The following is a 14748-nucleotide window of genomic DNA, read 5'->3' on the forward strand; positions in this document are numbered from 1 at the left end:
TCGGGCCGTGGCCCGCTCTTCGGGGCGGTCCACGGCCCGAGGCGTTCCGGTGCCGGGGCGCACCTGCGGGGTCAGCTGCCCATGCCGGAGGGGGCCGGGGCAGGTCCTCGCCCTCGACCGCGCCCAGCGCGTCCCGCGGGGCGCCCATGCCCATGGTGTGCAGGGCCGCGCGCGCGTCACGCCTGGTGCGTCAGCCGGTCCACGCACCGGACCCGGACGAACACCAGCCACCCCATCAGCGCGGCCGACGCCGCCTCCCGCGAACACCCGGAGAGGCGGGAGGCGGCGAGCAGGAGCCGCCCCAGGACGGCCAGTTCGTCGTCGATGACCGCCTGGATCACCGGGCCGCACGGCAGTCGCCCGTCCCGGCCGCCGCGGTCCTGCGGCTGGCCGCGATCGTGTTCCTCGGGGGCGTCGGACGGCTGCTGTCGGCGGCCGTCGCCGGCCCCCCGCTCTGGTTCCGGACGCCCCTCATGGCGATCGAACTCGCCCTGCCTCCACTGCACTTCCGGTCGGCCGGCGCCGACGAGCGAGCGGTCCGCGCGCGATCCGGCGCGTGGACCCGGACCCGCCGATCCTGCCCGGAGCCCCGCGCCCGCGGCCCTCTGAACGGCCGGGGCGGCCCGTCTGCGACCGTACGAGAGGTGCGGCGGCGCGGCGCGATTCACACCGGTGGACGGTTCCGTCGCGTCCCGCGCGCGTCCTAGTCTCGGGATCATGTTCGCTGCCTATGCCGCCCGAATCGACCGTGACCAGCCGCTCAGCGGCCTCGAGCTGGGGGAGCGCCCCGCGCCGGAGGAGCGACCCGGCTGGACGACCGTCAACGTCCGCGCCGCCTCGCTCAACCACCACGACCTGTGGTCGCTGCGCGGCGTCGGCCTCGGTGAGGAGTCGCTCCCGATGATCCTCGGCTGCGACGCGGCCGGGACGGACCAGGACGGCAACGAGGTCGTCCTCCACTCCGTCATCGGCCAGAGCGGCCACGGCGTCGGCCCGAAGGAACCCCGCTCGATCCTGACCGAGCGCTACCAGGGCACGTTCGCCGAGCAGGTCACCGTCCCGACCTGGAATCTCCTGCCGAAGCCGAAGGACCTGTCCTTCGAGGAGGCCGCCTGCCTGCCGACCGCGTGGCTGACGGCGTACCGGATGCTGTTCACCAACGCGGGCGTACGGCCCGGCGACAGCGTCCTCGTCCAGGGCGCGGGCGGCGGCGTCGCGACCGCCGCGATCGTCCTCGCCAAGGCGGCGGGGCTGCGGGTGTACGCCACCAGCCGCGACGAGGCCAAGCGCAAGCGGGCCGTGGACCTCGGTGCGATCGACGCGTTCGAGCCGGGCGCGCGGCTGCCGGAGCGCGTGGACGCGGTGATCGAGACGGTCGGCGCGGCCACCTGGTCGCACTCGGTCAAGTCGCTGAAGCCGGGCGGCACTCTGGTCATCTCGGGTGCCACCTCCGGCCCCAACCCCAAGGCCGCCGAACTGAACCGCATCTTCTTCCTGGAGCTGAAGGTCGTCGGCTCGACCATGGGCACCAAGGACGAGCTGGAGGACCTGCTCAACTTCTGTGCGGCCACCGGTGTCCGGCCCGTCGTCGACTCCGTGCTTCCGCTGGACCGCGCGCGCGAGGGCTTCGAGAAGATGGCGGGCGGCGACCTCTTCGGCAAGATCGTCCTCACCGTCTGAGCGATCACCCGTAACCTCCCGGTCCGTCCATCGGATGAGCAGGTCAGCGGCGGCCCGTCCGGGCCGCCGGTGCCGCGCGGCACCCCGGTGCGGCGCGGCACGGACGACCGACCGAGGACGGAGACAGGTGGACAACAAGCGGACGCGTGCGAGGACTTGGGCTCGGTGGGCGGGCGTCGCCGGTACGGCGGCGGTCGTGGCGGGCCTTCCGGCCGGAGCCGCCCACGCCGACGAGACGCACCGCAACTCGCACAACGCACCCCATATGGCGTTGGTCTCCACGGGCCAGATCGACGACCCGATGGAGGATGTGCTGGAGCACACCCTCCTGCTCGGGGACGGCTACCGCTGGGACTGACGCGCCGCCGGGACTGATGCCCCGGGCCCTGGGGCCGGTGCCTCAGGGCCCGAGGGCCGGTGCCTCGGGGCCTTGGGCCCTGAGGCACCGGCCCCAGGGCCGGGCGTGATCCCTCAGTGGCGCGGTGCGCGCAGCACGGCACCGATGTGGGCCGCCGCCGTCGAGAGATGGCGGCGCGCCTCCTTCAACTGCTCGGCGCCCACCCCGTGGTCACGGGCCGCGTCGCGGATGTCGTCGCGGAAGCGGTCGAGCAGGCGCTCCAGATCGCGGGCCGGATCGGCGGAGGCGGCACCGGGTTCCCTGGCCCACTCCGGCTCGGCTCCCTCCGGTGCCGCGCTCGCGGTGCGCCCCGCGGCCGGACCGGAGCCCGCGGCCGAACCTGCCCCCGGCGCCGGACCCGTCCCCGCTTGCGGCTTGCCCAGGTCCACCCGCTCGACCGTCACATCCGCGCCGGCCCCGGCTCCCGCCTGCTGCGTCACCCGGCGCATCTCCCGGGTGACTTCGGTGAGCGCGTCGCGCACGGCGCCCTGCCAGTCGCCGCTGCGGATCTGCCCCTGGGTCTGCTCCTGGACGCGCTTGACGATCCGCTGGATCTCCTCGCGCGCGACCGTCTGCGCGTCCCGCGCCTGCTGACGGGCCCGCTGCGCGTCCTCCTTGGCGCGCCGGCTCTCCTCCTTCGCCCGGCGGGCCTGCTCCTTCCACTCCTCCTTGGCGCGCCGCAGCTCCTCCTTGGCCTGGCGCCACGCCTCGCGGTCGCCCAGGGCGCCCTCCCAGCCTTCGGCGGCGGGCCGCTCGGCGCGGGCCTGACGCGCGGCCGCCCGCATCTCGCGGCGGAGGTCACCGGCCACGTCGCGGACGTCCTCGCGGATCTCCGCGGCCAGTTCGGACACGGACTCGCGGATCTCCAGCTCCAGGTCGGCGAGTTCGCCCTGCCGGCCGGCGAGTTCGGCGCGCCCGGCGTCGGTGATCGAGTAGACCTTGCGGCCGCCCTCGGAGGCGTGGGTGACCAGGCCCTCGGCCTCGAGCTTGGCCAGCCGGGGGTAGACGGTGCCGGCGGAGGGCGCGTACAGCCCCTGGAAGCGCTCCTCCAGCAGACGGATCACCTCGTAGCCGTGGCGCGGGGCCTCGTCCAGCAGCTTCAGGAGGTAGAGCCGCAGCCGGCCGTGGGCGAAGACGGGAGGCATCAGAGGACCTTTCCTGAGTTGGCGGGGGAGTCGGTCTGCGGTCCTTCGCCCTCGCCGTACGGGGGTTCGTCCTCCGTCCGCGGGCGGCGCAGCAGGGCGATGGCGCCGGAGACCGTGCTCGCCTTGAGCCGCCCGCTGCCCTCGCCGAGCGTGCCGGTGAGCTGCTTGGTGCCCCACTGCCCTGTCACCTTCAGCTCCTCGAAGGCGTTGGAGACCGCGCCGCTCGCGGTGCTGGCCTCGACGCGGGCGTCGGCCGGGTGCGGGATGCGAATCGCGATCTCACCGGAGACCGTGGAGAGGGCGAGATCGGCGGTCCGGCCGTCCACATCGACGATCATGTTGCCGCTGACGGACTCCGCCCGCACCGCCGAGCCGTACGCCTCGATCACCGTGAGGTCGCCGGATACGGAGGCGAACGTGAGCCGTCCGGTGAGCCCTTGGGCGTCGACGCCACCGGAGACCGTCTCGGCACGGACGTCGCCGGTGAGCCCGACGAGCGTGGTGTCACCGGTGACGCCGCAGATGTGGGCGGGTCCCTCGATGCCGGAGACCACGGCGCCGGCCCCGACCACGCCCACCTCGACCCGCGCCCCGGCGGGTACGGCGAGCGAGACGGCGGCGCTGCGGCGGCGGCCCTTGGGGTCCAGCCACTTGAGGAAGCCCTTCCAGGGCAGGTCGTCGTACGTGACGGTGAGGGCGCCGTCCTCATGGGTGACGGTCAGGGGCGGGCCCTCGACCGAGCCGACCTCCAGCCGCGTCGAGTCGGCGTCGGTGCCGACGACGTCGACCGTGCCGCCGACGATGCGGACGTTGACCCGGTCGACCGGTCCCGCCAGGTCGAGCGTGCGTGGCCCGGAGAGCGACCACTCGTTGCCGGTTTCCACTGCTGCGGCCTCCCTGGGGATGGGCGTACGACGACATATCGCGTTGCCGTTGACAACACGATATATCGCGGACCGGGGAAGTCAAGGGAGGCGGATCCGCCGGAATCGCGGCGGCACCGGCCCGACGGGGGCCCGGGGGCGGGGCGGGACGCGTGACGCGCACGCCGGACGCGTACTACTCGTCCGGCCCGGCCCTACTCGTCGTCCTCGTCGTCGAGGCGCGCCAGCCATGTCGCGAGCCGCTCGACCGGGACCTCGAAGTCCGGGTTGAGATCGACGAACGTACGGAGCTGCTCGGCCAGCCACTCGAGGGTGACCTCCTCCTGGCCTCGCCGCTGCTCCAGTTCCTCGATACCGCGGTCGGTGAAGTACACGGGACGCTCCTGATCCTTCCGGAGATGTTCGCCTCCCAGGGTATGCGGGCGGCGGTCCGCGCCCGTCCCCCGGCCGCCGGGGTCTCGCCCGCCGTCGGCGCAGGCCAGTGCCTTTGCGGGGCTCAAGTGGAAGCCGGGGAAGGCGAGTTGCTGTCAGGGGCGGGGGGAACCGTGGCACGCATCCAGAGGATCGAGCTGCCCGTGGGGGCCGAAGTACTCGCCCGTGCCACAGGAGTGCAACGGCCGGCGTCGTGCGGAGGCCCGGCCCCGCGGGATGCGGGACCGGGCCTCGCCTACGGTGCGTGGGCGCCGGTCAGACGTCGAAGACCTCGCTGACCAGGGCCTGCTGCTCCGCCTGGTGGCGCTTGGCCGAACCGACCGCGGGCGAGGAGGAGTGCGGCCGGGAGATCCGGCGCAGCCGCTCCTTGTGCGGGACGTCGGCACCGACGGCCAGGTCCAGGTAGTCGATCAGGTTGATGGCGACGAACGGCCACGCACCCTGGTTCGCGGGCTCCTCCTGGGCCCAGACGAACTTCTCCGCGTTCGGGAACTTCGCCATCTCCGCCTGGAGTTCCGCACCCGGCAGCGGGTACAGCCGCTCGAGGCGGATGATCGCCGTGTCGGTCGAACCGCGCTTCTCCCGCTCCGCCGCCAGGTCGTAGTAGACCTTGCCGGAGCAGAAGACGACCTTGCGGACCGCGCTCGCGTCCACCGTGTCGTCCCCGATGACCGGCCGGAAGCCGCCCTCCAGGAACTCCTCCGTCTTCGACGCCGCGGCCTTGAGTCGGAGCATCGACTTCGGGGTGAAGACGACCAGCGGCTTGTGGTGCGGGTTGTGGACCTGCCAGCGCAGCAGGTGGAAGTAGTTCGACGGCAGGGTCGGTGCGGCGACCGTCATGTTGTTCTGCCCGCAGACCTGGAGGAAGCGCTCGATCCGGGCCGAGGAGTGGTCCGGGCCCTGTCCCTCGTAGCCGTGCGGCAGGAGCAGCGTGACGCCGGAGGTCTGGCCCCACTTCTGCTCGGCGGAGGAGATGAACTCGTCCACGACGGTCTGGGCGCCGTTGACGAAGTCACCGAACTGCGCCTCCCACATGACCAGCGCGTCCGGCCGGGCCAGGGAGTAGCCGTACTCGAAGCCCATCGCCGCGTACTCGCTGAGGAGCGAGTCGTAGACGTTGTACCGGGCCTGGTCCTCGGCGAGGTAGAGCAGCGGCGTGTAGTCGTGGCCGGTCTCGCGGTCCACCAGCACCGCGTGGCGCTGGCCGAAGGTGCCGCGGCGGGAGTCCTGGCCGGCGAGCCGGACCGGGGTGCCCTCCACGAGCAGCGAGCCGATGGCCAGGGTCTCGCCCATGCCCCAGTCGATCGTGCCGTCCTCCACCATGCTCACGCGGCGCTGGAGCTGCGGCAGCAGGCGGGGGTGGACGGTGATCCGGTCGGGGATGTTGACCTGCGACTCGGCGATCCGCTTGACGACCTCGCGGGAGATACCGGTGTCCACGGCGACCGGGAACTCGGCCTGCGGCTCCGGCACATGGGCCGGGCCGGGGTTCGAGACGGCGTCGCGGACCTCGGTGAAGACCTTCTCCAGCTGGCCCTGGAAGTCCTGCAGCGCCTGCTCGGCCTCTTCCAGCGTGATGTCGCCGCGACCGATCAGGGACTCGGTGTAGAGCTTGCGCACCGAGCGCTTCTTGTCGATCAGGTCGTACATCAGCGGCTGGGTGAAGCCGGGGTTGTCGGTCTCGTTGTGACCGCGGCGGCGGTAGCAGATCAGGTCGATGACCACGTCCTTGTTGAACGCCTGGCGGAACTCGAACGCCAGCCGCGCCACGCGGACGACGGCCTCCGGGTCGTCGCCGTTGACGTGGAAGATCGGGGCCTCGATCATGCGCGCCACGTCGGTGCAGTACATCGACGAGCGGGACGCGGCCGGGGCGGCGGTGAAGCCGACCTGGTTGTTGATCACGATGTGCACGGTGCCGCCCGTGCGGTAGCCGCGCAGCTGCGACATGTTGAGCGTCTCGGCCACCACGCCCTGGCCCGCGAAGGCCGCGTCGCCGTGGAGCTGGATCGGCAGGACCGTGAAGTCCGTGCCGGCCTTGCCGATGATGTCCTGCTTGGCGCGGGCGACACCCTCGACGACCGGGTCGACGGCCTCCAGGTGGGAGGGGTTGGCGGTGAGGGAGACCTTGATCTGCTCGCCGTCCAGACCGGTGAAGGTGCCCTCGGCGCCCAGGTGGTACTTCACGTCGCCGGAGCCGTGCATCGACTTCGGGTCGAGGTTGCCCTCGAACTCGCGGAAGATCTGGGCGTACGACTTGCCGACGATGTTCGCCAGGACGTTGAGACGGCCGCGGTGGGCCATGCCGATGACGACCTCGTCCAGGCGCGACTCGGCGGCCGAGTCCAGGACGGCGTCGAGCATCGGGATGACGGACTCGCCGCCCTCCAGGGAGAACCGCTTCTGCCCGACGTACTTGGTCTGCAGGAAGGTCTCGAAGGCCTCCGCCGCGTTCAGCCTGCGCAGGATCCGCAGCTGCTCCTCGCGCTCCGGCTTGGTGTGCGGACGCTCGACGCGGTCCTGGATCCACTTGCGCTGCTTGGGGTCCTGGATGTGCATGAACTCGATGCCGGTGGTGCGGCAGTACGAGTCACGCAGCACGCCCAGGATGTCGCGCAGCTTCATCATCGACTTGCCGGCGAAGCCGCCGACCGCGAACTCGCGCTCGAGGTCCCACAGCGTGAGCCCGTGCTCGGTGATGTCGAGATCGGGGTGCTTGCGCTGCTTGTACTCCAGCGGGTCGGTGTCGGCCATGACGTGGCCGCGGACCCGGTAGGAGTGGATCAGCTCGAAGACGCGGGCGGCCTTGGTGACGTCGTCGTCGTGCGAGGCGTCGATGTCCCGGAGCCAGCGGACCGGCTCGTACGGGATACGCAGGGCCTGGAAGATCTCGTCGTAGAAGTCGTTCTCACCGAGCAGCAGCTGGTGCATGATCCGCAGGAACTCGCCGGAGGCGGCGCCCTGGATCACGCGGTGGTCGTAGGTGCTGGTCAGCGTCATGACCTTGGAGACGCCCAGGCGGTTCAGGGTGTCCTGCGAGGTGCCCTGGAACTCGGCCGGGTAGTCCATCGCGCCGACGCCGATGATGACGCCCTGGCCCGGCATGAGGCGCGGCACGGAGTGGACGGTGCCGATGCCGCCGGGGTTGGTCAGGGAGGCGGTGACGCCGGTGAAGTCCTCCATCGTCAGCTTGTTCGCGCGGGCGCGGCGGACGATGTCCTCGTACGCCTGCCAGAACTCGAAGAAGTTGAGCGTCTCGGCCTTCTTGATGGCCGCGACGACGAGCTGGCGCTCGCCGTTGGACTTCACCAGGTCGATGGCCAGGCCGAGGTTGACGTGCTCGGGCTTGACCAGCGTGGGCTTGCCGTCCTTCTCGGTGAAGGCGTTGTTCATCGACGGCATCGCCTTCAGCGCCTGCACCATCGCGTAGCCGATGAGGTGCGTGAAGGACACCTTGCCGCCGCGGGCGCGCTTGAGGTGGTTGTTGATGACGATGCGGTTGTCGAACAGCAGCTTCACGGGCACGGCCCGGACGCTCGTCGCGGTCGGCAGCTCGAGGCTGGCGTTCATGTTCTTCGCGACGGCGGCGGAGGGGCCGCGCAGCGTGACGAACTCGGTGTCCGCGGGCGCCGCGGGCGCGGCGGCCTTGGCGGCCGGCTTCGCCGGCGCGGCCTCCGGCTTGGCCGGGGCGGCGTGCTTCGGCCCGGACGGCTTGGCCGGGGCGGGCGCGGGGGCGGCGGGCGCGGCCTGGGCGGCTGCGCCGTTCGCACCGGAGGGCGCGCTCTTGGCGGCCGGCTCCGCCGCCTTCGGCGCCGCGGCGGGCTGCTCGCCCGCGGGGGCCTGCGTCCCGGCCGCCGCCTGTGGCGGCGAGGCGACCGCGGAGCCGGTGTCATGCCCCGGCTTGTAGTCGGCGAAGAAGTCCCACCAGGCTCGGTCTACCGAGTTCGGGTCCTGGAGGTACTGCTGGTAGATCTCGTCGACGAGCCACTCGTTGGGGCCGAACGCTTCTGCAGGGGAGGACTTCCCCTGTCCGTCTTCGTCGGTCGAGAGGCTCGAGGTATTGGGGGACTGTGGCGACACGGCGGCAACCGCCCTCTTCCGCTTCCTTAGATGGTGGACAGCGGAAATAAAGGCTACGCCTCTTGCCGGGCTGGTTGCAGGCCGGGCGGGCCAGTCGTCGTGCAAGTCACATTGATCGACTGGTTTCGGGGCGCGATGTGGCGGGAAACACGTCAGGTTATGCCCGGTCGGGGACCGCGGCATCGCGGGTGCGGCCGTATGACCGCAACCGTTTCGCAACCTGACGTTCGAGCCTACGTCAAGCGTGCGCCTTGGGAGTGCCCGGGAGTGTGACGCGGATCCGGCAGCCCCGAGGCGATTCGGCCACCCCGATGCTGCCGCCGTGGAGATCCACCGCCCAGCGGGCGATGGCCAGCCCCAGACCCGTACCGCCGTCGCTGCCCGGGCCGTGCGGGGTGGAGACGCCGCCGCGGTTGAAGCGCTCGAAGATGCGGTGCCGCTCGGACTCCGGAATGCCGGGGCCCTCGTCCAGGACCTCCAGGTTCAGGCTGCCGGATCCGCCGGAGCCCCGCCGTGCGCGCAGCGTGACGCGGCCGTGCGGCGGGCTGTGCTTGACCGCGTTGTCGATCAGGTTGGCCACGACCTGGTGGAGCCGCTCGGCGTCGGCGTGCGCGGTCAGCTCCGGCGGCGAGACGTCGAGGTGCAGATGGACGTCGGCCCGGGCGCCCGGTCCGCCGATGTGGGCCCGGGCCGCGGCGGCCATGTTGGCCTCCTTCAGCACCCCGGACAGATACGGCCACACCTCGAAGCGCCGGGCCCGTAGCGGGACGACGCCGTTGTCCAGCCGGGAGAGGTCGAGCAGGGTCTCCACCAGCCGTCCCAGCCGCTCGGTCTGCCGCAGCGCCGTCCGCATCGTCTCCGGATCGGCCTCCGAGACGCCGTCGACGACGTTCTCCAGCACCGCCCGCAGCCCCGCGATGGGGGTGCGCAGCTCGTGCGAGACGTTGGCGACCAGCTCCTTGCGGTGCCGGTCGACGGCCTCGAGGTCGGCCGCCATGTGGTTGAAGGCCTCGGCCAGATCGCCGAGCTCGTCCCGCCGTACGGCCTGGACCCGGCGGCTGTAGTCGCCGTTCGCCATCGCGCGGGCGACGGTCTTCATCTCGTCCAGCGGCGAGGTCAGCCCGTGCGCGACGAACTGGGTGATCAGCATGGTGGCGATGATCGAGAAGATGGTGACGATCCGCAGCTCCGTGGAGGTGCGGATGGCGACGAAGACCAGCAGCGTGGTGATGGTCACCGAGACGATGACCAGGGCACCGAGGGCGGCCTTGACCGAGCGGTACGGGTCGAAGGGGCGCAGCCCGTCCCAGACCCGGGCCCACATCCGGGACCAGAGGCCGGGGTCCACGGGTTCGGGCGGCCGGTTGTCCATGGGGGCGGCGCCGGTCAGGACGCCGGGGTCGCCGGGGTCTCCAGCGCGTAGCCGACTCCGTGGACGGTACGGATCCGCTCGGCGCCGATCTTGCGTCGCAGGGCCTTGATGTGGCTGTCGACGGTCCGGGTGCCGGACGCGTCGGCCCAGTCCCAGACCTCGGCGAGAAGCTGCTCGCGGGAGAGGACGGCGCGCGGGGTGTTGGCCAGGCAGACCAGGAGGTCGAACTCGGTGGGCGTCAGATGGACGTCCTCGCCGCGCACCCGCACGCGGCGCTGTGCGTGGTCGACCTCCAGCTCACCGAGGCGGAGTATGCCGGTGCGCGGGGTGCTGGCGGCCTGGGTGGCCCGCTCCACGCGTCGCAGCAGCACATGCACGCGGGCGGCCAGCTCGCGCATCGAGAACGGCTTGGTCATGTAGTCGTCCGCACCGACGCCGAGGCCGACGAGCATGTCCGTCTCGTCGTCCCGCGCGGTGAGCATGAGGACCGGAACGGGCCGTGAGGCCTGGACTCGCCGGCACACCTCGAGCCCGTCGAAGCCCGGCAGCATCACGTCGAGGACCAGCAGGTCGGGCTGCCATGCCTCGGCGGTGTCCACGGCGGAGGGGCCGTCCTGTGCCGTCTGCACCTGGAAGCCCTCGGCGCGCAGCCGCACCGCAATGGCGTCGACGATCGTCTGGTCGTCCTCGACGACCAGGACGCGGCGCTGAGCGCCGGGAGCGGCCGTGTTGCCCGCCGCGCCGTTGTGAGTCTGCTCCATCGCCCGCCCCTGCATTTTCCCCGTGTACCTGCCGAGCCTTGCCTGCGTTCCGTCACTGCACGGAGCAGGGTACGGGCACGGTGCGTACCTCGGCTACGCAGGCGTACGGGGCTCTACGGCGAGGTGGACGGCATCCGGGACACCTCGGGCAACGATGATCTCTTCCGTACGTACGTCGGTGAACCCGGCATTTCGCAGGGCATCCTCGAAGGCGGAGGACGGCTGCGCCGACCACACGGCGAGGACGCCGCCGGGCGCGAGCCGGTCGCGGCAACTGGCAAGCCCCGACGGTCCGTAGAGGCTGTCGTTGTCCTCGGTGACGGTCCAGTCGGGGCCGTTGTCGATGTCCAGGCACAGGGCGTCGTACCCGCCCACCGTCTCGGCGGCGTGCGGCCGGGGGCTGTTCCTCAAGTGGTCGACCAGGTCGGTGCGGAGGATCCGGCTCCGCGGGTCGGCGAGGGCGTCGGCGGAGATGCGCGCCAGCGGTCCCGAGCGGTGCCAGTCGATGACGGCCTGCTCCCGTTCCACGACGTCGATGCGGCCCCAGCGCGGTTCCGCGGCGGCGTGGGCGAGGGAGAAGCCGACGCCCAGACCGCCGATGAGCAGGGAGGGTTGGGCGCGGTCCGCGGGCAGGGCGGCGAGTGCGGCGTCGATCAGCAGCCGCTCCGACCGGCCGTCGGAGGTGTCCATCAGGAAGCAGCCGTTGGCGATGATTTCGAAGTGCTCGCCGCGCTGACGGAGCACCACCTCGCCGTACGGGCCCTCGCGGCGGTCGAGGGTGACCGGTGCGGCGGGGACGTCGGGCAGGAGCATGGCGCGCGGTCTTCCTCGGGTCGGGTCGGGGGTGCGGCGGGACGCCGGTGCCACCCAGGGTAACGAGACGGTGCCACAGCGGCCGGTGGCCGCGGTTCCGGTCGCCCCCCGCGGGCCCAACGGGGCGGTGTGGCACGGCTGTTGCCGGGAGCGGTGCGGCCGGGAGGCGGGTGGGCGGGGTGCACGGTGTGCGCGCCGCCCGACGTGACGGAAGTCATAGGGGCATCTCCCCCCTGATGAGGGGGGTGGGAGGGGTGCGGTGGGTGGCGCCGTCACGCTCCGGAACCGGCCGTGCGCGCGGGGGCTGTGCGTCGCCCCGTGTGCGTTCGTGACGGTGGCGTCGCGGCGTCGGTGCCTTCGGTGGGAGGCCCGTGCGGACGGTCACCGGCCCGGCGGTGACACCCGCGGCCGGCGGTCCGGATGTGCCGGAGTGGGGTGGGTGATCGTCGGAGCGGCCCGGACGTCGGAGGGGGCGCTGGATGTCCACCCGTCCCGACCTGCGCGAACGGCGTCCTCCGGGCGTGTGTGCCGCCGCGTAGGGAGGTGATCGCTCACAGCGAACACCCCTCGGGGAACAGCCGGACCCCCTCGCGCATTGAGTCAGTAACGCTCAACTTGAATGCCGAAGGGGAGATCATGGCTTCGACGTCCACATCGCTCACACTGCCCGTGCTGCCGCTCGACGACGAGGTCGTCCTGCCCGGCATGGTGGTGCCCCTCGACCTGTCCGACGCCGAGGTACGGGCCGCCGTCGAGGCCGCTCAGGCCGCCGCACGCTCGTCCGGCGGCAAGCCACGGGTGCTGCTGGTCCCACGGACCGACGGCACCTACGCGGCGGTCGGCACGCTCGGCACGATCGAGCAGGTCGGCCGGCTCTCCGACGGCGACCCCGGCGCGCTGATCCGCGGCGTGAGCCGGGTCCGCGTCGGTGCCGGGACGACCGGTCCGGGGGCGGCGCTCTGGATCGAGGGCACCCGGATCGAGGAGGCAGTCCCCGATCCGCTGCCCGGCTCGGTCACCGAGCTGATGAAGGAGTACAAGGCGCTGGCCACGAGCTGGCTGCGCAAGCGCGGCGCCTGGCAGGTGGTGGACCGTGTCCAGCAGATCGACGACCCGGGCCAGCTCGCCGACAACTCCGGCTACTCGCCGTTCCTCACCCCCGAGCAGCGCGTCCAGCTCCTGGAGACCACCGATCCGGTCGCCCGGCTGAAGCTGGCCACCGGCTGGCTCGGCGAGCACATGGCCGAGCAGGACGTGGCCGAGTCCATCGCCAAGGACGTTCAGGAGGGCGTGGACAAGCAGCAGCGCGAGTTCCTGCTCCGCCGCCAGCTCGAGGCCGTCCGCAAGGAGCTGGCCGAGCTGAACGGCGACACCGAGGACGAGTCCGACGACTACCGGACCCGTGTCGAGGCCGCCGACCTGCCCGACCACGTGCGCGAGGCCGCCCTCAAGGAGGTCGACAAGCTGGAGCGCGCCTCCGACCAGAGCCCCGAGGGCGGCTGGATCCGCACCTGGCTCGACACCGTTCTGGAGATGCCCTGGAGCGAGCGCACCGAGGACGCGTACGACATCCCCGGCGCCAAGTCCGTGCTCGACGCGGACCACGCGGGTCTGGAGGACGTGAAGGAGCGCATCACCGAGTACCTGGCCGTGCGCAAGCGGCGTACGGACCGCGGCCTGGGTGTCGTGGGCGGTCGCCGCGGAGGCGCGGTGCTGGCCCTCGTCGGCCCGCCCGGTGTCGGAAAGACCTCGCTCGGCGAGTCCGTCGCACGGGCCATGGGGCGGAAGTTCGTCCGCGTCGCGCTCGGCGGTGTCCGGGACGAGGCGGAGATCCGCGGCCACCGGCGTACGTACGTCGGTGCCCTGCCGGGCCGGATCGTCCGCGCCATCAAGGAGGCCGGGTCCATGAACCCGGTCGTGCTGCTCGACGAGATCGACAAGGTCGGCTCCGACTTCCGCGGCGACCCGGCCGCGGCGCTGCTCGAAGTCCTCGACCCGGCGCAGAACCACACCTTCCGGGACCACTACCTGGAGGTCGAACTCGACCTCTCCGACGTGGTGTTCCTCGCCACGGCCAACGTCCTGGAGGCGATCCCGGAAGCGCTGCTCGACCGGATGGAGCTGGTCAGGCTCGACGGCTACACCGAGGACGAGAAGGTCGTCATCGCCCGTGACCACCTGCTCGGTCGCCAGCTCGACCGGGCGGGCTTGGAGCCCGGCGAGGTAGTGCTGGAGGACGGCGCGCTGCGCCGGCTCGCGGGGGAGTACACCCGTGAGGCGGGCGTACGGAACCTGGAACGGGCCGTGGCCCGGCTGCTCCGCAAGGTCGCGGCGAAGCACGAACTCGGCCGGCAGGAGCTGCCGGTGACCGTGGGTCCGGGCGATCTGCGGCAGTGGATCGGGCGTCCGCACCACGTCCCGGAGTCGGCGCAGGACCCGGAGGAGCGGCGCACCGCCGTACCGGGTGTGGCCACCGGCCTGGCGGTCACGGGCGCGGGTGGCGACGTCCTCTACATCGAGGCGTCGCTGGCCGATCCGGAGACCGGCGGCAGCGGGTTGCAGCTCACCGGGCAGCTCGGCGAGGTCATGAAGGAGTCCGCGCAGATCGCGCTCTCCTTCCTGCGCTCGCACGGCGCGGAACTCGAACTGCCCGTCGGGGACCTGAAGGAGCGGGGCGTGCACCTGCACGTGCCGGCCGGAGCGGTTCCCAAGGACGGGCCGAGTGCGGGCATCACGATGACCACCGCTCTGGCGTCGCTGCTGTCGGGGCGGAAGGCCCGCACCGATGTGGCGATGACGGGTGAGGTGTCGCTGACCGGCCGGGTGCTGCCGATCGGCGGGGTGAAGCAGAAGCTCCTGGCCGCGCACCGTGCCGGTGTCACCACCGTGGTGATCCCCAAGCGGAACGAGGCGGATCTGGACGACGTACCCGCCGAGGTGCTGGAGAGGCTCGACGTGCACCCCGTCAGCGACGTCCGGCAGGTGTTGAAGCTGGCTCTGGAGCCCGCGCACAGCGAGCAGGAACCGGAGGTTCCGGTCGCGGCGTGACGGACGTCGGCCGGAGCGACGCGGCCCCTTCCCCGTAGCCGGGAGGGGGCCGCGTCCGTGCCTGTCGGTGAGACCGTGCCCTCCGGATCGGCTCGGATCAGCCGGGGCGTCCGGCGCCGGGGGCACCCCGCTGACC

General features: G+C 72.1%; 12 protein-coding genes. 4 read left to right on the forward strand and 8 right to left on the reverse strand.

Going from position 1 to position 14748, the window contains the following annotated elements; all coding sequences use genetic code 11:
* Positions 1-176 precede the first annotated feature (176 nt).
* On the reverse strand, positions 177-341 hold the full coding sequence (locus tag ABZ822_RS03275) for a hypothetical protein (protein ID WP_360847096.1): 165 nt from the start codon (positions 339-341) through the stop codon (positions 177-179).
* Here ABZ822_RS03275 and ABZ822_RS03280 point away from each other — a divergent pair.
* The 3 genes from ABZ822_RS03280 to ABZ822_RS03290 all read left to right on the forward strand — a co-directional run bounded on the left by ABZ822_RS03280 (position 333) and on the right by ABZ822_RS03290 (position 2038).
* Entirely contained in the window at positions 333-707 is a 375-nt protein-coding gene (locus ABZ822_RS03280) for a DUF4345 domain-containing protein (RefSeq protein ID WP_360847002.1), read from the forward strand. The genes ABZ822_RS03275 and ABZ822_RS03280 overlap by 9 nt on opposite strands.
* 10 nt (positions 708-717) lie before the next feature.
* Positions 718-1680, forward strand: coding sequence for a zinc-binding dehydrogenase (locus ABZ822_RS03285; RefSeq protein WP_360846191.1), 963 nt, complete (start codon positions 718-720; stop codon positions 1678-1680).
* Positions 1681-1807: 127 nt separating this feature from the next.
* A complete protein-coding gene (locus ABZ822_RS03290; RefSeq protein ID WP_360846193.1) occupies positions 1808-2038 on the forward strand; it encodes a hypothetical protein in 231 nt (76 codons plus the stop codon).
* Positions 2039-2151: 113 nt separating this feature from the next.
* Here the strand turns inward: ABZ822_RS03290 and ABZ822_RS03295 are convergent, their stop codons facing one another.
* From ABZ822_RS03295 to ABZ822_RS03325, 7 genes are all read right to left on the reverse strand, one after another.
* Positions 2152-3222 (reverse strand): helix-turn-helix transcriptional regulator, encoded by a 1071-nt coding sequence (locus ABZ822_RS03295; RefSeq protein ID WP_360846195.1) that lies wholly within the window; start codon positions 3220-3222, stop codon positions 2152-2154.
* Entirely contained in the window at positions 3222-4106 is an 885-nt protein-coding gene (locus ABZ822_RS03300) for a DUF4097 family beta strand repeat-containing protein (RefSeq protein ID WP_360846197.1), read from the reverse strand. Before ABZ822_RS03300 ends, ABZ822_RS03295 begins: the two co-directional genes overlap by 1 nt.
* A 194-nt stretch (positions 4107-4300) precedes the next feature.
* Positions 4301-4480 carry a DUF6104 family protein gene (locus ABZ822_RS03305; protein ID WP_360846199.1) on the reverse strand — a complete coding sequence of 60 codons (180 nt, stop codon included), beginning with the start codon at positions 4478-4480 and terminating at the stop codon, positions 4301-4303.
* A gap of 313 nt (positions 4481-4793) precedes the next feature.
* Complete coding sequence (locus ABZ822_RS03310) at positions 4794-8618, reverse strand: multifunctional oxoglutarate decarboxylase/oxoglutarate dehydrogenase thiamine pyrophosphate-binding subunit/dihydrolipoyllysine-residue succinyltransferase subunit (RefSeq protein WP_360846201.1); 3825 nt, start codon at positions 8616-8618, stop codon at positions 4794-4796.
* Between the two features lie 238 nt (positions 8619-8856).
* Positions 8857-9942 (reverse strand): ATP-binding protein, encoded by a 1086-nt coding sequence (locus ABZ822_RS03315; protein WP_360847005.1) that lies wholly within the window; start codon positions 9940-9942, stop codon positions 8857-8859.
* A 62-nt stretch (positions 9943-10004) separates the two neighbouring features.
* Positions 10005-10751 carry a response regulator transcription factor gene (locus tag ABZ822_RS03320; RefSeq protein WP_360846203.1) on the reverse strand — a complete coding sequence of 249 codons (747 nt, stop codon included), beginning with the start codon at positions 10749-10751 and terminating at the stop codon, positions 10005-10007.
* A 93-nt stretch (positions 10752-10844) separates the two neighbouring features.
* Complete coding sequence (locus tag ABZ822_RS03325) at positions 10845-11564, reverse strand: spermidine synthase (RefSeq protein ID WP_360846205.1); 720 nt, start codon at positions 11562-11564, stop codon at positions 10845-10847.
* Between the two features lie 636 nt (positions 11565-12200).
* Between ABZ822_RS03325 and lon the strand changes: the two genes are divergently transcribed.
* Positions 12201-14612 carry an endopeptidase La gene (lon, locus tag ABZ822_RS03330; RefSeq protein WP_360846207.1) on the forward strand — a complete coding sequence of 804 codons (2412 nt, stop codon included), beginning with the start codon at positions 12201-12203 and terminating at the stop codon, positions 14610-14612.
* The last annotated feature ends 136 nt before the right edge of the window (positions 14613-14748 follow it).

It is taken from the genome of Streptomyces sp. NPDC047108 (assembly GCF_040643575.1).
In the GTDB taxonomy this organism is placed as follows: Bacteria; Actinomycetota; Actinomycetes; order Streptomycetales; family Streptomycetaceae; genus Streptomyces.